The sequence below is a fragment of the Pectobacterium sp. F1-1 genome (assembly GCF_025643735.1).
Taxonomy (GTDB): Bacteria; Pseudomonadota; Gammaproteobacteria; order Enterobacterales; family Enterobacteriaceae; genus Pectobacterium; species Pectobacterium colocasium.
Window position 1 is genome coordinate 2,849,778 of record NZ_CP104733.1, and the last position, 18,989, is coordinate 2,868,766.

Consider the following 18,989-nt stretch of genomic DNA (forward strand, 5'->3'; position numbering starts at 1 on the left):
TAGTTTTTATTAGGACAAGCCAAAATTAAAAGGGTCAGTTTTCAGCGCCCCTTGAACAACTTTCATAATCGCCCCGCCATCCACGGAAATGACCCATATCAAGAACTTATGAAGCATAAGCAGCACAAATGCAAAACATGTTAAAAAGTCCATTACCATAGGCAATACCTCCACTAAGTCAAACGCAAACGACATGATAAATGTTTTTAACCGGCAACAGTCCGTAGACCAAACATTTACTAGTGATGGAATTCCGTGGGCGAGGAGACCCGGCAGTTACATGTTAGCTGATTTCCTTAATCGAGTCAAAAACTTAACCACATAGCTGACGGTATAGAAATCTCTTGTGATTTCACTGCCCAGCCTAGGAATATTTTCAACAAGAAAATCCAAATCAAACCTCATCATCAAAAACCTTAACGTTACCGTATTAATTTTTTGACGTTTTAAGTGAAAAACCGCAGATTTTCTGATGAAATTATTAGATCTCAACCTCTCAACCTCTCTTATTAACAGAGGGTCAAAATCCTCAATCGAAGGGAGTGCAGCAAGAAATATATTCTTCAGGCTTAGATCGTAATTAACCGGAATTTTTTTCCCAACAATAATACACTCAGAAAAAACAGCCCCTTTGAGTTTACACCCTTCAAACTGCGAGGCCCGAATCAAGCAGCGCGTAAACTTGGAGTGCTGCAAATTGCATCCTCTAAAAAGTGAGCCCGTAAAATCACAATTATCAAATACACACTCGTACATTTCGCAGTATTTAAACTTCGTAGCTGAAAACGAAGAATTTTCAAATTTGCTCTGACTAAAATTTGAATTATAAGGCAGTGCTTTATTGAAGTCTTTATTCTGAAATGACTTCTCCCTGACATCTGCATTTTTATAACTAAAAACCTTCCTATTCTTCCCCACCAGACTCATTCCACTACTCCTTGGCAATTCCGCCTGTCATGCTCCTTAAAAAACCAACCCACTGCTTTACTCGAGCACGGATTCATAATAAATAATTTTCGACTAGTATTTTAATTAACTTAATAAAACCATATCACTCCTACCAATCGGTGAATACGCTCCCCTAGTTGGGTAATCCTCCCATTTCAGCATACGACACATTAGGTTACCGGAGAAGAAAAAGAGAACATCCATAGCATCACATGATTTTCTAATCCTCTATTACGACACCGAAATCTTTCGCCACGTAACAAATCAAATCGGTAGGCGACGGATTTTTCCGTTTCCCAAAATGGTGAAAATACTCAATCTCATATAGTCTGGACGGAGGCACAACCCAGTTAACGCCAATGCTCTTTTCTTGATCACTCCCATCAATAATTTTATTGTAAATTTCATGATAAATACCATCAAATTCCGCCTCAGAATTAAAGAACCCTTCATAATATCGGTTAAAAAATCCGGCTAACAAATCAGCTATCTGTACCCCCAACGACTTTTTAGAATCAGAAAACTGTAAATCCGCACTTGTCTTTACTTGAAAATTAGAATTTGGGGTTGGGGGAGAAAATTCATTCGGACTATTAGAAACCATTAACTCCTTTATGGAAAACAAAACCTCATCAAAATGATCTTGTTTATCATGAAAGAACGTAACTCCTGCAATGCAGCCCTTATTCGCCAAATTTACACGAGCAATAATATTTGTCAAAGAAGAAACATGTGGCAGAAGTAAAATCTTATTCCCTCTTTTTCCATCATCTGGAATCGGAATGAATTTAAATACTGCCTTATCACCAATATCCTTTTTTACATCAAAATAGTCTTCGATAGACATATCTAAGTTTTTTGCGTACCCACTATATTCTGGATGCCCCCCAAAAAACTCTTTAATACCGACCATAGATCTTAAAATATTTGCTTCACTTGGCTCATGACACGAGTCAAAGAATCGTTCAAAATACTCATCAGGCATTTCAAGAGCCATTACTCCTGACGCAATATTTCTAGAAATTTGAAATCGACCATCCGACTCATCACCTGTAAAATATGGTGGCAATAATTGGTGATTTGAAATCGAAGTTGAAATATAGTACTTCTTATCAACAACCTCAATAAAGAATGGACATTTTGAATCAACCAGAATCGAAAAAACCTCAAACATGAATCGCGGTTTTTTCTTAAAAATATCAGACGATTTCAACTCAACCGCTCGAATTCCGAATTTATTTTTCAGATCATTAATTCTACTTTCAATATTTTCAAATCGCGAAACATCAATCGCTGCCAACGAAAAAATAGGCTGTCCAGCAAAACCAAGACCATTTTTTCGACTAATCAAATCACCACTATTTCCACTCTCATCAAGATACAGATTTTTAACCATCATATTAAATTCCATTTTTAATTTAAAAATTCAGCTTTTATTTTAATAGAGGACTTCGTTCAATTCCATAATTCCAGCATACACCGTAATTTTGGCAATACGACATAGCATCAAACGCTAGAATAGCAGTTCCCCCTTGAGTTGCCTAAATAGCTTTGCATAATAGCGCCTCACTTGCGTGAGGTGCCCCCTCACCAACGCCGACCTTGAGCGATGAGAAGCGAAGCATAAATGTACGAAGTTATTCAGGTTGTTAGCCCCACGTGAAACAAGAATCACACTCAATCCACGCATATCATATGCGTTCCCTCTCGCAACACAGCAAGCATGAATCAAATCTGAATGAAAATAATATACAACTAACTTCTGCTATTTACAAAGCTTCACCAAGCATCTAATCATGCTCAATTTTTATATCCCGCTACAACCCACTAACCATTAATCCGGTAATTTCGCAGTTCTCATTGTTTACGGCCTGAAAGCGCCGGCTTCGTCATGATCGAACCATTATTGATCTAGCGAGGACATAGCGTTATGACACTGTTGGCCCTTCCCTGCGCTGTGCGCTACAGCGCAACGTTACTACTCATTTCCCTGATAGCGAGCCTCCCGCAGACAGCCCATGCCGACACACCAGCCCAGCGTCAAGAACTGGCGGCCGCACTGCGCCAGCTCGACGCACTGGAGCACTTCGTTGTGCAAAGCGCATCCAGAACCTCCACTGCACCAGGCGAACGCTATCACTTCGACTACCCCCGACTGCTCGATGATTTAGCGCGTGTACGCGCAGGCATCCAGTTTCATCTGTCACCGTCCCGCGCCCAGCCGCGCGACGCCACCGAGCTGAGCAGTCACTACCGCCAGGAATCGGTATCCGAGCGCAGCAACGTCTCCCCAGAAGGCCAGCCATGACTGCCGCACAGATCAGCGCCTTCCAGGCAAACAGCAGTATCACACCTGCAGCCATGTCCACTGTCCTGATCGGCATCGTGTTCGCTGTTCTGCTGCTATGGGGCGCATGGGCCATCCGTACCGCCTACGTCGGCTGGGCCGAGAACCAGCTCAACCAGCGTCAGTTCCTCGGTGTCATCGTGCGCTTTCTCGCGATGTATCTCGTACTGACGTTCTTCCTCCTCTCGTAACCAGAAAGGATCAACTCCATGAAATACCACCACTCTCCCACTCGTCTCGTTCAGCGCGTCACGCTGGCTTTGAGCCTGACCACCTTGCCCACGCTGTCATTCGCACAGGGATTGCCGCAACTGGAAAACCCATCGCGAGGTACCGGTGGCGGCATCATGGAAACCATCCGCAACTATGGCTACGACATCGTGCTGTTGGTGGCGCTTCTGGTGGTTGCCAGCATGTTCATCGGCGTGTGCTATCACGCGTACGGCACCTACGCCGAGATCCACAACGGCAAGAAAACCTGGGGCCAGTTCGGCCTGACGGTTGCGGTTGGGGCCGTACTGCTGGTGATCGGCATCTGGCTGCTGACCGAAGCTACCGGCATTTTGTGAGAGGGGCTGGACATGTCAGCGCATCCTCATATCCGCGCAGACGGCACCGTCACGTTCCTGCCGCATCGGCTCAATCGGCATCCGGTGGTGGTGCGCGGTCTGACAGCCGATGAGCTGTGGATCTGCTGTGGCCTGTCCGGCAGCGCCGGGGTGCTCATCGGCATCCCGCTGTCCTGGCTACTTTCAACCATCGCTCTGGCACCGACCTGCATTGTGCTGGGCATCGCCTGCGGCGTGTTTGTTGGTGGCGGCTTCCTGCGACGACAGAAGCGCGGTCGACCCGACACCTGGTTGTACCGCCAGTTGCAATGGCACATCACGACCCGCTATCCGCTGCTTACAGGCTGGGTCGGCGGACACCTGCTGATCACGCGCTCAGGCTTCTGGTCGAATAGAAGGACAACGCGATGAGCCGATTCAAGAACGAAGTTGCGCATCTACAGGCACACATCAAGACCCTTCGTATCGGTGCCAGTGCATTACTTCTGGTATCACTGGTGATGGGGGCCGGTTGGTGGAGCGCACCACGTGACCTGACCATTCACGTACCGCCCGACCTGCGCTCGGGGAGCGCACGTGCCTGGTGGGAGGTGCCTCCCGAGTCGGTCTACGCTTTCACCTTCTATGTATTCCAGCAACTCAACCGCTGGCCAACCAATGGGGAAGAAGACTACGCACGCAACCTGCATGCATTGTCGCCGTACCTCACCCCAGCATGCCGTGCCTTTCTGCAGGCGGATTACGACTATCGCCGCAGTACTGGAGAACTGCGGCAGCGCGTACGCGGTATCTACGAAATCCCAGGGCGCGGCTATGGCGACAACCCCACAGCACGGGTGCGCACAATATCCAACCGCGACTGGGTGGTGACACTCGACCTCAGCGCCGACGAGTACCACGGCCCGGAACAGGTCAAACGCGCCCTGTGCGTTACCCGGTGAAAGTCGCACGTGCCGATGTCGATCCAGCCCGTAATCCGTTTGGCCTCGTGCTCGACTGCTATGACGGTGCTCCGCAACGCATCACAACCCCTACACCGGAGCCACCGAGTCGTGGTGGTCTGGGTACACAGGGAGAAACCCCATGAAGCACCACCCTCTCCGTCTTATCTGGCTGGGGCTGTTGATCCTGATGCTGACGCCCGTTGCCCATGCCGTGGAGATCCTGCGCTGGGAGCGACTGCCGCTTGCCGTTCCCCTTACGGTCGGACAGGAACGCATTGTGTTTGTGGATCGCAACATCCGTGTCGGCGTCCCGGCCAGCGTCGGCGATCGACTGCGTGTACAGAGTGCAGGGGGTGCAATTTACCTGCGAGCCAGTGAGCCCATCGAACCCACCCGATTGCAGTTGCAGGACGCTGACAGCGGCACGCTGATTCTGCTCGACATTGCAGCCTCCCCCGCCAAAGACGGTGAGCCGGCGCTTGAGCCGGTACGCATCGTTGAGAGCAATACCACGCCACCGCGCTACGGCCAGCAACGGGACAGCGAAACCGACACCGCCATCACAGAACAGGACAGGCCGGCGCGACGTGAAACCCCCGTGGCCGTGGTACTGACGCGCTACGCAGCACAGAACCTGTACGCACCACTGCGTACCGTTGAACCTGTACCCGGCATTGTGCGCGTGAACCTGCGCCGCGACCTGCCACTCGACACCTTACTGCCGACGCTGCCTGTTCAGGCGACCGCGCTGGCATCATGGCGACTGGAAGACCAGTGGGTGACTGCCGTGCAGCTGACCCATATGGAGGGGGGCTGGATCGAACTCGACCCGCGCACACTTCAGGGCAACTTCCTCACCGCCACTTTCCAGCATCCGACGCTTGGCCCACGCGGCACCCCCGAAGACACCACCGTGCTGTATCTGGTCACCCGCAAGCATGGGCTACCACAGTCACTGCTACCCGCCATCCAACGCTTCGATCCCGCCAGGCACGTGCAAACTACGACAAACCCGACGACGGAGGTGCAGCATGCGCAGTAACGGTCTGCTGAAATGGCTGATGATCCCCGTCGCACTGCTGATCCTGTTCGTTGGCATCCGCATGTTCTCTGGTGGCGACACACAGTCCCCTGCCTCGACAAAGACGGGCAGCCAGCTCACCCCGGAGGAAATGAAGGCGTTGGGCATCGAAGGGGACACACCACGTGATACCGTCGCAACCCTGGTGGCCCAGGTCCGGCAACTGCGCACCGAGCTGCAAACCGCCACCACCGACAACCGGGCACAGCGAGAAGAAAACCAGCGTTTGCGCCAGCGCGAAAGCGCCATTGACCAGCGCATCAGCACTGCACTGGAGTCCGAGCGAACCAACCTGCGCCGCGATCAGGCACAACTCAGCAGCGAACGCCAGCAGACCGAGGGTCTGCTGGCAGATTTGCAACGGCGGCTGGACAGCATGGGCAGCGGCGGCCATGGCGACCTGCCTGTCGGCCTCGGCCTGCAAGACGGGGATGCGGAAGGATTCAGCGACGAGGCAACAATCCGCTGGGTAGAGCCTGATGATGCCAGGCAGACTGAGGGTCGTCATGGCAACGCTGCGCCGAGCTTTCCGACACGTTTCGGGCCCGCTCAGAAGACGCTGGAAACCACGGCCAACCCTGTCACCGATGCAGGAGCCAGGGCTGCTGGCGTCAAAACTGCCAGAGCCGTCTACACCGTACCGACCAATTCAACGCTGATGGGCTCTGTCGCGATGACCGCGCTGATCGGTCGCGTGCCCATCGATGGCACCGTCAATGACCCCTACCCTTTCAAAGTTTTGGTCGGTCCCGACAACCTCACGGCCAACGGCATCGATATTCCTGATGTGGCTGGAGCGGTATTCAGCGGCACCGCCTCCGGCGACTGGACGCTCTCATGCGTCAGGGGGCAAGTGCGCTCCATCACCTTCGTGTTTCATGACGGCACCATTCGCACTATCCCCGAAGACGGCGATGGCAATCAGCGCAACAACGATCAAGACGGCCTGGGCTGGATCAGCGACCCCTACGGTATCCCGTGCGTGTCCGGCGAGCGCCGCAGCAATGCCCAGCAGTATCTCGGCACACAGGCGCTGATCACCGCTGCGGGGGCTGGCGCGGCATCGCTCATCGATTCAGACAGCGGTCAAATGTCCTACGCCGGTGCCGACGGCTCCATCGGTACGGTGGGTATCAGCAGCAACGAGGCTGTGGGTCGTATTCTCGCCGGTGGTGTACGCGACATGTCGGACTGGGTCAACAAGCTCTATGGACAGGCATTCGCAGCGGTCTATGTGAAACCAGGCGCACACGTCGCTGTTCACCTCGAAAAACCCCTCGCCATCGACTATGAGCCCGAAGGTCGCAAAGTCGACCACCGCACAGGAGAAAGCCATGCGCTCGAACTGGACTAAACCGCTGGCAATCATGCTCTCCGTAACCGTATTGACCGGCTGCGCCACGAGCAAGGAAGACCTGTTACCTCATAGCGGCCAAACCATGCAGGATATCTGGCAGCAAGAGAGCGGCAATGGAGGCCGAGTGGGACAGATGGCCTATCGCCAACTGCTCGATGCACGCCAAAGCTTGCGTCGTCCACTCAGCCATGCGGCTGTGCAAGCTGCTCCTGCAGAACAGGCACACTACACGCGTACCGCCGCCAATGAAGTACGCAGCCAGTTTCAGCGACTGCCCAATCCCGACCTGCTGATGTACGTGTTCCCGCATCTGGCGGGGACGGACCCGGTTCCTGTACCGGGTTACACGACCATCTTCCCCCTCTACCAACGTGTGCAGTACGCAATGCCGGGCGAACGTACGGAGGATTACTGATGGTTTGGTCACGTCCCTGGCGCAAGCCCTCGGTGCCTACCAAAGATGAACAACCGGACAGCTGGCAACGCCACATCGATGCATTACGAAAATCGGGCATTCCCGAACCCGGTGCCGCAGTGAGGGAGAGTCGTCCCGCCACGCAAGCGGATGAGCAGGCCTTGTACGACGTTGCGCCATCGTTCGTCACGTTGCTGCCCTGGGTTGAATACCTGCCCGAATCACAAAGTATGCTTCTGGAAGATGGCATCTCGGTCGCCGCATTCTTCGAGCTGACCCCGTTGGGCACCGAAGGCCGCGAGCCAGCCTGGCTGGCTCAGGCACGGGATGCGCTGGAAAACGCGTTGCAGGACAGCTTCGACGAGCTCGACGACAACCCCTGGGTGCTGCAACTCTACGCTCAGGACGAAACCAACTTTGACCCGTATCTGCAGACCCTGCATGGCTACATCCAGCCGCGAGCGCAGCACTCACGCTTCACCGAGTTCTATCTACGTTCGATGGCCCATCACCTGCGCGCGGTAGCAAAACCGGGAGGCCTGTTCGAGGATGCCACAGTCACGCGACTGCCCTGGCGCGGACAAACACGACGGGTACGCATGGTGGTCTATCGCCGTACCGCTGGCAGCACGGCACGACGCGGCCAGACACCCGAGCAGGCTTTGAATGTGGTTTGTGATCGCCTGTGTGGTGGCCTGGCCAACTCAGGCATCCGCACCCAGCGCCTGGACGCGCCGCACATCCACGACTGGCTGCTGCGCTGGTTCAACCCACACCCCACGCTGCTGGGCCCCAGCGCCGAAGACCGCGAACACTTCTACCAGTTAACCGCCTACCCGGACACCCACGACGCCGATGAAATCGAGCTGGCCTCCGGGTGTGATTTCAGTCAGCGGCTATTCTTCGGCCAGCCACGCTCAGATGCGGTCCGGGGCGTGTGGCACTTTGACGGCATGCCGCATCGGGTGATGATGACCGACCGCCTGCGCACACCACCCAGCGTGGGTCACATGACAGGTGAGAATCGCAAGGGCGATGCCATCAACACCCTGTTCGACCAGATGCCGGAAGACACGATGATGTGCCTGACACTGGTTGCCACACCGCAGGACGTACTCGAAGCACACCTGAATCATCTGGCAAAGAAAGCCGTTGGCGAGACGCTGGCGTCCGAACAAACCCTGGCAGACGTGCAAGAGGCTCGCTCGCTGATCGGCAGTTCTCACAAGCTGTACCGCGCCAGCCTGGCGTTCTATTTGCGCGGCCGGAATGAAGCGGAACTCGACAGCCGGGGCCTTCAACTGGCAAACGTCATGCTGGGCGCCGGCCTGCAGCCAGTGCGCGAAGAGGATGAAGTCGCCCCACTCAACACCTATCTGCGCTGGCTGCCGTGTATGTACAACCCGGCCCAGGACCGCAAACAGTGGTACACGCAACTGATGTTCGCCCAGCATGTGGCCAACCTCTCGCCGTCCTGGGGACGTAGCCAGGGTACAGGCCATCCAGGCATCACCGTCTTCAATCGTGGAGGCGGCCTGATCACGTTCGACCCCTTCAACCGCCTGGATCGGCAGATGAACGCGCACCTTTTCCTGTTCGGCCCCACAGGTTCGGGCAAGAGCGCCACCCTCAACAACCTTCTCAATCAAGTTACTGCAATCTATCGTCCACGCATCTTCATTGTGGAGGCCGGCAACTCCTTCGGTCTGTTCTGCGAGTTCGCCCGGCGCTTGGGACTGACCGTCAACCGGGTCAAGCTCGCCCCCGGAGCTGGTGTGAGCCTTGCGCCGTTCGCCGATGCCCGCCGACTCATCGAAACACCCAGCGATGTACAGACACTCGATGCCGATGAACTGGATGATGAGCAGCAGAGCAAGGAAGCCGAAGCTGACGAACAGCGCGATGTGCTGGGCGAACTGGAGATCACGGCACGCCTGATGATCACGGGGGGTGAAGACAAGGAAGAAGCCCGCATGACCCGGGCTGACCGCTCGTTGATCCGCCAATGCATTCTGGACGCCGCTCAGCGCTGCGTCACTGCCAACCGTACCGTGCTGACCCGTGATGTGCGCGATGCGCTGCGAGAGCGAGGTCATGACACCACGCTGCCGGAAATCCGGCGCGCTCGCCTGCTGGAGATGGCCGACGCGATGGATATGTTCTGCCAGGGCAGCGACGGAGAAATGTTTGACCGTGACGGAACGCCCTGGCCCGAGGCCGACATCACCCTGGTCGACCTGGCCACCTATGCACGCGAAGGCTACAACGCACAACTGTCGATCGCCTACATCTCGCTTATCAACACCGTCAACAACATCGCCGAGCGCGACCAGTTCCTGGGTCGCCCCATCCTCAACGTGACGGATGAAGGCCATATCATCACCAAAAACCCCTTGCTCTCGCCCTACGTCGTGAAGGTCACGAAAATGTGGCGCAAGCTGGGTGCGTGGTTTTGGCTCGCGACGCAGAACATCGACGACCTGCCGAAGGCCGCAGAACCCATGCTCAACATGATCGAATGGTGGATTTGCCTGTCGATGCCACCCGACGAGGTGGAAAAAATCGCAAGGTTCAGGGAGCTGACACCCGCGCAGAAGGCGCTGATGCTGTCCGCACGCAAAGAGTCTGGCAAGTTCACCGAAGGCATCATTCTCTCCAAGAACCTGGAAGTGCTCTTCCGTGCCGTACCGCCCAGCCTCTATCTCGCCCTGGCGCAGACCGAGCCCGAGGAAAAAGCTGAACGCTACCGGCTGATGCAGCAGTTCGGCATTGGCGAGTTGGATGCCGCACTCAAAGTGGCCGAAATGATTGACCATGCACGTGGCATCACGCAAGAGAGCCCATAGAGTATTGCCTTCCTGGCTCTTGAAAGACATTCCTCCACCCCAATCTCACATTATAGCTTCACTTCATAATACTGGAGAGGGATACATGATCATCCGTTTTTGGACAGGCAACCCACAAGGACTGTAGAGGATTCTTACCATAAAACCGTGACCAGTTTTACTTGACCACTACAGAATAGTGTTTTCGGTAAGGCTAACGGGGTTTTTGTTTATGCCCTGCCCTGATGTAATGCAGTACCTGCACGCCCGCATCCGGCAGGGTACCACTGGGGGACCAGCCAGCCGCTGAGGTTGGTATGTAGTCAGCAGACCGGAACTTGTAACCTTAGTAAAATGGCTTTCAGGCGAACACATGGTGCTGAAGCGTACTGTATATCATGAAAATGCTGAAAGACATCAGCGCTAAGGAGGAAAAAGACCTGACTGCGATATCAAACCGCTTGGTTTTTTTTCTGCGCTTTATCATAACGCCCAATGAAATCCAGAAACCGGATGCTACAAGAACCACTAAAGAAAAGTTAAGAAAAGCCATAAGATAAATTTCTGGATCAGATAATATATTCCCCGGAAATATCACGGAGGCAAAAACTAGAGCTTTCGGATTCAGTGCAGTTGTTACAAATATCCCCTTAGGACTGAAAATATTACCGGAGGTGTTTATTTCTGACAGCGATATTTTCACAGAGAGAAAAAAAAGATAGCCCGCACACAGCAGCCTGAAAAATCCGATTCCTGTGTCTCCTGATGACAGTAATAAAAAAGTCACCGCTGACCAAGATGTTATGCTGAGCAGATACCCTCCCCATTCAGCAACCATGAGCATATACGCTCTCCGGAATCCTTGCCTGACTCCTGAATTAAGAAGAAGGATATTTGTCGGCCCAAGGGAACGAACAGGAGTGCAGCGCATGATAAAATAAGCATACTATTCATTCTTCCTTCCTCGTTTTATTGAAGCATTAATCATTAACCCCCCACCAACTGCTGAGACAGCCATTACATAATAAAAAGATGCCGGGCTGAACCGCTCAACGAACCATCCAGTAATAGCAGGATTCACTGCTCCACCAATACCGGTCAGGGTCTGTACCGAAAATATCCCTGCCCGCGTAAATCTGTATCGTATGCCGTCAGCCAGTAAATACTGGACAGGGTTAAGCAGGACTTCGCCCAGAGAGAAAAAAATCATCCCGGTAATCCATGTCACTCCGGACGTCCCGGCCAGAGAGAAAATTATTACGCCAGTTATTAATCCTGCTGCCCCGACAGCATTGAAGACAGTGAGGTTGCACGTGTTTACACGCCTCCCCAGGGGGATCTGAAAAACTATGACAAAGACTGCATTGGTAATGAGAAGTAACGTGATGATTTTATAAGTTTCCTCGGGAGAAAGTGTTGCAATAAGGATCTGCGAAATGCTGGAGGAAAACCGCCCATAGCAGAATGAAAATAACAGACCGGCGAAAATGATCATAATGAACCGTCTGACGTCCTGACTGCTGTGATAATCTGGAGCATTTGACCGGTTTACCACAGCGTCTGTACGTTCAGACCGGAATAACCAAGGTGAAAGTAATGCCAGAATCATGCTGATGGCTGCCGAGACCCAGAATATCAGGCTGGCATTAATATGCAGCAGCAGCGTCCCCAGCGCAGGGCCGGCTACCCAGCCAATATTAATGAAGGTATAATTTACTGAAAACTGATGTGCTTTCTCTGAATCATCTGAACCGGATATCTCCAGTTTTACAACGACGCTGTATACTGAATACGCGAGGTTAGTAAGCGTGTAACTCCCTACTATGAGCCAGAGGTTTTCTGAGAGGGATAAACCAGCATATCCTACGGTAAACATTATCATTGAACATGTGGCCGATCCTTTATTTCCTGCGATCCCAATCAGTTTACCGCAGAAAGAAGACAACGCTAGACCTGAAAGAATTCCGCATGTCAGAACTAAACCGGTCATTTCCAGCGTGAGTCCTCTCTGGGTCGTAAGAAAAACGGCCAGAAAGGGGAAGGTGACACCCCTCGACACTGTAAGAAAGAAAGAAGATAAAAAAAGTGGAAAATATTTATTCTTCAAATTGATAACCTTTCAATTCTGATTTCATCCATGCTTAGTCGAGCATTTCTGTTATTAAACGCTTGGTTTTTTCAAGGTGAGTGAAGATTGCTTTTCAACTGACCGGATAATTTCCTCAAGCATCGGCCATGCATTCTGCTCCGGAACATCTAATATCATCCAGCCAAAAATATCACCCTCAGCTATATTTTCACCAGGCTGCATCCGGAACTCCAGAGCCTTAATAGAATCCTTAAATTTCTCGGGCCGGGAAGGGCTGAATCCGCCGGAGACTGTTCCAGATTGCTGTGCTTTAAAGAAATATGACATGACCCGCTTTCCTCTTTTTACAGCGGGTATCAACGGTACTTCTCCCAGGCTGATATCGATAAGGTGTTCAAAAAGACTGGTTCCTGTTACAAAATCATATAGAAGGGGAATAGTGCCGTTACCGATTCTACCATTGATCTCAATAATAGCCGGCCCGTGTACCGTCACCATGAGCTCAACATGAAATAAGCCATTATCCAGTCCCATCTCGCCGAGCGCTTTTGCAGCAAGCTCAAAGCACAACTTTTCGGTCTCATCTGTCAGATAAGAAGGCATGACGCTGCCGAGTTCAATAACGTCATTTTCGGCACTGCGGATCCTGCTGGTGATCATAAAAGGATAAAAGGCGTTATCTTTTCGGCCGATCTCAACAGAGACCATTGTGCCGGACATGTATTGCTCGATGAGAAAACCGCGGTAAAGATAATCTGTGACTGATGTCGGCAGTTGCTTTACCTCGGCTTCGATCTTACCAGTCAGGCCATGAATATCGTCCTTTCGCCTGATGATATAGGTCAGCTTACTGCCGGATGATGTCACTGGTTTAACAATGACGGGAAGAGGCACTTCCTCAAGTCGCCAGGTCAGCTCCCGATAATCGTTAACGTGTATAAACCAAGGAGCGTTCAGATCCACTCCCTGTGTTTTTTGCCGCATGCGCAGCTTGTTTCTTGCCAGTTGAGCCGCCTGATAGCTCACAAAAGGCACATTCAGGGATTCTGCTGCGCTCGCGGCCGATTCAAGAGATCTGTCATCAGGGCAGATAACTGCAGTCACCGGAAAACGATTATTTAATTCAGTCAAAGCATTAAGGACAAATTCAGGTGATGAGGTTCTCGGCACGTCAACGATCTCATGAATACGCGCAAAAACTTCATCATTGTGGGGCGAATTCCAGTGGCGAATATTGGCCTGGTTACGGATATGGCTGACACGGTAACCTCTGTCCAATAGCCGGGTTATCAGATCGATGCCGCTCACTACGGCGTTGTTTACTACGACAATATGTTTCATCTGTTCACCTGCGCGGGTTCAATAATAATTTCATTAATCCTTACCCTGGGTGAGGTTGCAGTCAGCCAGAGCAACAGAGAGGATATGTCTTCCGGCTGCAGAAGGTTTTTTGCGGGCAACTGGCATCCCCCAGTCCGGGCCATTTCCGTGTTAATCCAGCCGGGACACAGCGAGGTAAAGCGTATTTTTTGTAAGGCCGGAATCGAAGCCAGTGACTGTACGTAGAGCAGTAATCCCGCTTTTGAAGCACCGTAAAGCCCCTTGTCTGAAAATCCGGTTTTGCCGGCTCTGGACGCAACACTCACAACGTACGGGTTTTCCGCCTTCAGCAGCAGCGGAATAAGTTCATCAATGAGTAGCATCGGGCCAGTAAGATTGGATGATATAACCTCATTTACCTCTGTTTCGGTCAATCCGGTACTTTTGTTGCTCGTGATGCCCGCTGAAAGCAGCAGTAAATCAAGCCGACCCAGCTCCAGTTCCACTTTGTGACGGACCCGCTGTCCTGCAAGCGCTCCCGTAACGTCCACGCGAAACGTTTTCAGTCGGTCAGCCGGCCCCGCGCTCAGGGCCTTGCGGGAGAGTTCATTTAAGTTATTGTCACTCCTGCTTAACGCGATAACCCTATACCCCGCCCGGATCAAATCGAACGTGCACTGCTGGCCAACGCCTCCCGTTGCTCCCGCAATCAGGGCGACGGGCCTGCTGTCAGGAGGCTCCTGCGGATGGTGCATGTTCTCAGTCATTCTGGTGAAGTTGTTCATTAACCCCTCCCCAGACGCTGCTGTCTGTTTTAAGCACTTCCACTTTACCGGTCTGGCTGTTTCGCCTGAACAGGAGGTTATTCTTTCCGGACAAATTCCGGGCATACTCAACGCTGCCGTCAGGAAGGGTCAGCTTGGTTCCAGATGTAACGTAGAGGCCGGCCTCAACGATGCACTCATCACCGAGTGAGATACCGATGCCAGCGTTAGCACCGAGAAGAGAATCGCGGCCGATGAAATTCGTCTGTTTTCCGCCTCCTGAAAGCGTTCCCATTATGGAGGCGCCAGCCCCGACATCACTGCCATGACCGACTGTAACACCAGGCGTGATCCGGCCTTCAACCATACATTGCCCGAGCGTTCCGGCGTTGAAGTTGACAAAACCCTCGTGCATGACGGTTGTGCCTTCTGAAAGATAGGCCCCGAGACGGACACGATCAGCATCTGCAATACGAACGCCTGACGGAACAAAATAGTCAACCATGCGCGGAAACTTATCGACGCTTAAGACGGTTAACTGATGGTAATCGGCAGCAACAAGTTGCCGAAGACGTGCAACCTGATCCGGAAGGACCGGTCCGGCAGACGTCCATGCGACATTAGGCAAATGGGCGAAAATTCCCGCAAGATTTATCTCATTGGGTCTGAATTGGCGCGAAGAAAGAAGAAACAACCGCAGATAGGCATCCTCGGTCGAGGTAATTTCCGCCTGAATGTCAGTCTTTATCTCAAAGCTTTCACTTCGGATTAGGCCATATTTAACCGCAAGACAGGAACGTGCATATTCTGAGCTGTCAAAATAATACGCATCAAGCGTTTTGCCGCCAGCAGTTTCGACGTAGCGGCTTCCCGCTGTTTCATAGAAAAACTTAGTCACTCTTTATCTCCAGGTTGAGTACGGATCACGGTACCGAGTTCAACATTAAACTTCTTACCATCGCCTTCGGCGATTCTGTTGACCAGAACGGAAACATCGCCCCCGGTCTTGTCAGAATTTACTTTGTTATAGCGTGAGCTGGCGTCAATAAAACGCATCACAAAGGATCTGCGGGAAGGCTGTGGACCGGAAAAGAATTTATTGCTTTTGTGAAACACGTCCTTATCAAAGGCTATAGCATCGCCGGGGCTGAGGCGGTATTTAACTGACTCACTGTCGAACAGATTTCTCGCAAACCCGGAAATATATAGAGACTCGCTAAAAAGGTGAGGAAACTGCTCCTGAATAAAAGGGTAAAGCTCCTTGAACTTTTTTTGCTGTTCAGTTCGGAATCGCGGGCCGAGAACAGTTTTGAATATTGCCGGTATTTTATATTTACCTTCGGTCAGCGAACGCGTCACTTTAGACTGAAGTTTATAAAACTCTCTTCCGGAAAAGGCCTCCGTTGAAAGCAGGCTCATTCCTCCATCCTGGCCATCAGGCTCCACGTCGTCCAGCGCAATCCAGATAGAAAACGCACGGTCTTCAGGGAAGATATATTTGAAACTCGTCACGCCTATATGCCAGTCAAAGCCTACAGAAGTCACATCCGTTTCAAAAATAATCCCATCGGTAAAGATGACGTCATTATAACCCAGATTTTTTACTAGCCCGGAAAAGGCGGGACTTTTGATGAAGGCCTGTACTTTTTCATCATCGATTGCAACGTTATAGGTATTTCTCTTGAATGAATCAAAGGCGCTGTTGCTTTTAGTCTGACTGTTGATTTCACGCAGGTGCTCAACCATCTGGCTGGATATAAGATTTTTGACGTCGGTAAAACCATGTTTACGATAATAGTCTGCATTGTATTTGACGTTTTCGCCAGACAGAACTTCATTTTTGGTATCAGTTAAAGACATATTAGCCCCCTTATATTTAGTCGAGAAGATCAATAATGCTCTGCTTGTTGAGGTTCAGAGAGTCAAGATAATGCTGATAGCGTTGAAGATTATCGGTATTCACATTAAGTGACGTAAGCACTTCATTTATTGCACTGACAAACTGGTTTGTACTGGCATAGTTTTCGCCGGAAACAGACGTCAGCCAGTTCATTGTAAGCAGCCCCGGATAGTCTTCACTGATAATTCGCCCGGTTTTGAGCTTGTCTATGGAGGCTTCTGATAATGAGCGATAGATGCTTCTGGTACTCTTTATCATCGCAAGAAAATTTTTCTGCTGAGGAATTCCGTACTGCTCAGTAAGCATATCCGTGAAGAGGCGGGTGCGGGCTCCAAATGACCCGGCAAGTTTTACTCTTTCCCGATCCAGAGCTTCAATCAGGTCTGAATTGCCTTCGTGAACCCCATCGCTATAATGCAGATACTGTTCACCCCGTCCGGTCCTGCACAGGTTTTGCGGATCGAAAGCAACGGCCAGATGGATGATATAGCCGAGGGGATCAAACTGCAGATCAAGCGGACGGACGAGCTCAAACCTGTGTTCCTGTAGGCCAATAGAGTATCCGGAAAAAACCCGCTCGCCAAACGACAATGCACTGACACGGTCATCTCCCGGTATTGCGACCCGTGTGATTTTTTTCCTTTTATATTCAATTACATTGTTGATGCACCTAGTTCCGTAAAAGCTGTCCTCAACGAGCAGCAGATGCATACTGCAGAGCTTCGCACTTTTACGCCATTTATCGATCAGCGGAATCTGGCCACCCTGGCCGGCCCTAACAAACGCGATGGTAGTGCCCGGCTGCAGTGGACTCACTTCGATGTACTGCAGAAGCTTCTCTCTCAGTAAAGGAATATCAGGCACGGTTAATATGACGGCAATAGATGTTCTGAACAACTCGCTCAAGTCGTATCCGAAATGATGCAGATTATTTTTAGGGAAAAAAGCGGAATAGGTTTCACCACTCAATATATTTTCCATGCTGAACTTCAGGGGATCGTTTCCCTTATAAAAAGGATGATTATCCGGTTCTATCACGATGAGATGAGGTTCGAGAAAGGTTTCATGTCGCCTCGCATACATATCCACCGCCAGGGTTGAACCTACGTGGCCACCGCCGATAATGAGTACATTTTCCATAAACTATCCTATGTATTCAGTACCGGAGGGATAACATCGTATTGCCGTAATGTGCATCTACTACGTCCTGAGATACCACATAGGAACGCAGCAAAAGTCTTTTCACATCTCCAGACGCAAATACGTCCCGGCCATGCACCACAAAGTCATTGGGTATAATGAGTGCCTCCCCTTTAAGTATGCGGTAGCCGTCTCTCAGGCCGATTTTTAGGGCCAATTTCGAAAGCTTTTCGAGAACCTGTTCGGCCTTGAGAAAGGTTTCTTTGTCAAGATGTGCAGCAGGACGAATATTTGAAAAATTCATCTTTATTTTGAGACTACGATCAGCCTTTTCTTCAAAAACTCTGAGCTTTCGGATCTCTTCATTCGGCCATAATAATTTTCCGCCCGCACGCATTTCAAAGATTGAGTCGCTGAGCAGGCTTATTTCCTCCTGAGATAACTCTTTTTTTATGTCCTGTGAAGTTGCAAGAAGCGTTTTAGGGATGTTCCCGTCTGTAATATGCGGTAACAGAACCAGTCTTTGAGGGCGGCATCGGTCAGATGCAAAACTTAAATCATTATGCATCGCTAGCAACTCTGTTCCGCTACTGAGTTCTGCAGACGTAGGCGTGGGCCGGATATCCGTTATGTAACTCTGATTATATTCGGAATACGCTACGCAACGGCCAACACTTTCACCGATAATAAGCAGAAGTATTTTTGACTTTTCGATATCATAAAATATAGGCAAATTTCTTAAAAGAAAAGGGTCCTGAGATATAAGCTCAGGAAAAATATTATTTATTATTCCGCTTTTCTTATAGTAACTGATTCTTGAAAGATACCGGTTCTGCATCTGCCCAGGGCACTCATCATAAATATTATTGACAGTTTCACTCAGAAAATCACGAGATCTTTCTGGCAAAATTAAATCTGAAAACTTGAAGCTTTCCATTATATTCACCGCTTTTCCTGAATGTTTCTATAATTAAACATTTAAAATAAACACAACAACAGATTAACTGTAAATATAATTTCACCAAAATACTTAATTATAAATTACTTATGATTTATTGTCATAAAGAAGATTGTTTTTAAAGTTAATTTAAAAAGGTTTTTTAAAAACAACATTAATTTAGTAAAAAGGACTGTAAATGGATTCACACACCATATAATCTCTTCGTTTTTCATTTCATGAATATGTATTTTTAAATTAATCATAAAAAGGAGTGGCCATTTTTTTGAATTAATGCGACCTGAAGCTTCATTTTCAGAATGCAGCAGCATCCATAATTTCTTCTTGATACC

General features: G+C 50.6%; 19 protein-coding genes and 1 pseudogene. 9 read left to right on the plus strand and 11 right to left on the minus strand.

The annotated features are described in order from the left end of the window. Positions 1-276: 276 nt before the first annotated feature. Complete coding sequence (locus tag NAL19_RS12520) at positions 277-927, minus strand: pentapeptide repeat-containing protein (protein WP_263057527.1); 651 nt, start codon at positions 925-927, stop codon at positions 277-279. Between the two features lie 241 nt (positions 928-1,168). After that, on the minus strand, positions 1,169-2,347 hold the full coding sequence (locus NAL19_RS12525) for a DUF3800 domain-containing protein (protein ID WP_263057528.1): 1,179 nt from the start codon (positions 2,345-2,347) through the stop codon (positions 1,169-1,171). Positions 2,348-2,878: 531 nt separating this feature from the next. Here NAL19_RS12525 and NAL19_RS12530 point away from each other — a divergent pair. The 9 genes and pseudogenes from NAL19_RS12530 to NAL19_RS12570 all read left to right on the plus strand — a co-directional run bounded on the left by NAL19_RS12530 (position 2,879) and on the right by NAL19_RS12570 (position 10,507). Continuing rightward, complete coding sequence (locus NAL19_RS12530) at positions 2,879-3,256, plus strand: RAQPRD family integrative conjugative element protein (RefSeq protein WP_263057529.1); 378 nt, start codon at positions 2,879-2,881, stop codon at positions 3,254-3,256. Beyond that, positions 3,253-3,486: a TIGR03758 family integrating conjugative element protein gene (locus NAL19_RS12535; RefSeq protein WP_137742619.1), complete on the plus strand. Its 234-nt coding sequence runs from the start codon at positions 3,253-3,255 to the stop codon at positions 3,484-3,486. The genes NAL19_RS12530 and NAL19_RS12535 overlap by 4 nt, the downstream gene beginning before the upstream one ends. Positions 3,487-3,504: 18 nt before the next feature. Next, entirely contained in the window at positions 3,505-3,864 is a 360-nt protein-coding gene (locus tag NAL19_RS12540; RefSeq protein ID WP_263057530.1) for a TIGR03745 family integrating conjugative element membrane protein, read from the plus strand. Positions 3,865-3,876: 12 nt separating this feature from the next. Then, positions 3,877-4,275: a TIGR03750 family conjugal transfer protein gene (locus NAL19_RS12545; RefSeq protein ID WP_263057531.1), complete on the plus strand. Its 399-nt coding sequence runs from the start codon at positions 3,877-3,879 to the stop codon at positions 4,273-4,275. After that, positions 4,272-4,951: pseudogene (locus tag NAL19_RS12550) on the plus strand (PFL_4703 family integrating conjugative element protein). The gene NAL19_RS12545 and the pseudogene NAL19_RS12550 overlap by 4 nt, the downstream one beginning before the upstream one ends. Next, positions 4,948-5,850 carry a TIGR03749 family integrating conjugative element protein gene (locus NAL19_RS12555; protein ID WP_263057532.1) on the plus strand — a complete coding sequence of 301 codons (903 nt, stop codon included), beginning with the start codon at positions 4,948-4,950 and terminating at the stop codon, positions 5,848-5,850. Before NAL19_RS12550 ends, NAL19_RS12555 begins: the two are co-directional and overlap by 4 nt. Next, a complete protein-coding gene (locus tag NAL19_RS12560) occupies positions 5,840-7,243 on the plus strand; it encodes a TIGR03752 family integrating conjugative element protein (protein ID WP_263057533.1) in 1,404 nt (467 codons plus the stop codon). Before NAL19_RS12555 ends, NAL19_RS12560 begins: the two co-directional genes overlap by 11 nt. After that, positions 7,224-7,661: a TIGR03751 family conjugal transfer lipoprotein gene (locus NAL19_RS12565; protein WP_025920317.1), complete on the plus strand. Its 438-nt coding sequence runs from the start codon at positions 7,224-7,226 to the stop codon at positions 7,659-7,661. Before NAL19_RS12560 ends, NAL19_RS12565 begins: the two co-directional genes overlap by 20 nt. Continuing rightward, positions 7,661-10,507: a conjugative transfer ATPase gene (locus NAL19_RS12570; RefSeq protein WP_263057534.1), complete on the plus strand. Its 2,847-nt coding sequence runs from the start codon at positions 7,661-7,663 to the stop codon at positions 10,505-10,507. The genes NAL19_RS12565 and NAL19_RS12570 overlap by 1 nt, the downstream gene beginning before the upstream one ends. 340 nt (positions 10,508-10,847) lie before the next feature. Here the strand turns inward: NAL19_RS12570 and NAL19_RS12575 are convergent, their stop codons facing one another. The 9 genes from NAL19_RS12575 to NAL19_RS12615 form a co-directional block, all read right to left on the minus strand. Then, a complete protein-coding gene (locus NAL19_RS12575) occupies positions 10,848-11,330 on the minus strand; it encodes a hypothetical protein (protein WP_263057535.1) in 483 nt (160 codons plus the stop codon). 102 nt (positions 11,331-11,432) lie between these two features. Further along, on the minus strand, positions 11,433-12,593 hold the full coding sequence (locus NAL19_RS12580; protein WP_158653963.1) for an MFS transporter: 1,161 nt from the start codon (positions 12,591-12,593) through the stop codon (positions 11,433-11,435). A 54-nt stretch (positions 12,594-12,647) separates the two neighbouring features. Beyond that, positions 12,648-13,916 (minus strand): acetyl-CoA carboxylase biotin carboxylase subunit family protein, encoded by a 1,269-nt coding sequence (locus tag NAL19_RS12585; RefSeq protein ID WP_263057536.1) that lies wholly within the window; start codon positions 13,914-13,916, stop codon positions 12,648-12,650. Next, the gene (locus NAL19_RS12590; protein ID WP_263057537.1) at positions 13,913-14,680 is read right to left on the minus strand and encodes an SDR family oxidoreductase; all 768 of its coding nucleotides are present in this window, start codon (positions 14,678-14,680) and stop codon (positions 13,913-13,915) included. Before NAL19_RS12590 ends, NAL19_RS12585 begins: the two co-directional genes overlap by 4 nt. Continuing rightward, positions 14,655-15,557, minus strand: a complete 903-nt coding sequence (locus NAL19_RS12595) for a DapH/DapD/GlmU-related protein (protein ID WP_102801070.1) — start codon at positions 15,555-15,557, stop codon at positions 14,655-14,657. Before NAL19_RS12595 ends, NAL19_RS12590 begins: the two co-directional genes overlap by 26 nt. Beyond that, positions 15,554-16,519, minus strand: coding sequence for a hypothetical protein (locus tag NAL19_RS12600; RefSeq protein WP_102801069.1), 966 nt, complete (start codon positions 16,517-16,519; stop codon positions 15,554-15,556). Before NAL19_RS12600 ends, NAL19_RS12595 begins: the two co-directional genes overlap by 4 nt. 16 nt (positions 16,520-16,535) lie before the next feature. Beyond that, positions 16,536-17,699: an NAD/NADP octopine/nopaline dehydrogenase family protein gene (locus tag NAL19_RS12605; protein WP_263057538.1), complete on the minus strand. Its 1,164-nt coding sequence runs from the start codon at positions 17,697-17,699 to the stop codon at positions 16,536-16,538. Between the two features lie 16 nt (positions 17,700-17,715). Then, positions 17,716-18,636 (minus strand): hypothetical protein, encoded by a 921-nt coding sequence (locus NAL19_RS12610; RefSeq protein ID WP_263057539.1) that lies wholly within the window; start codon positions 18,634-18,636, stop codon positions 17,716-17,718. 104 nt (positions 18,637-18,740) lie between these two features. Next, positions 18,741-18,968 (minus strand): hypothetical protein, encoded by a 228-nt coding sequence (locus tag NAL19_RS12615; RefSeq protein WP_263057540.1) that lies wholly within the window; start codon positions 18,966-18,968, stop codon positions 18,741-18,743. Positions 18,969-18,989: the final 21 nt, after the last annotated feature.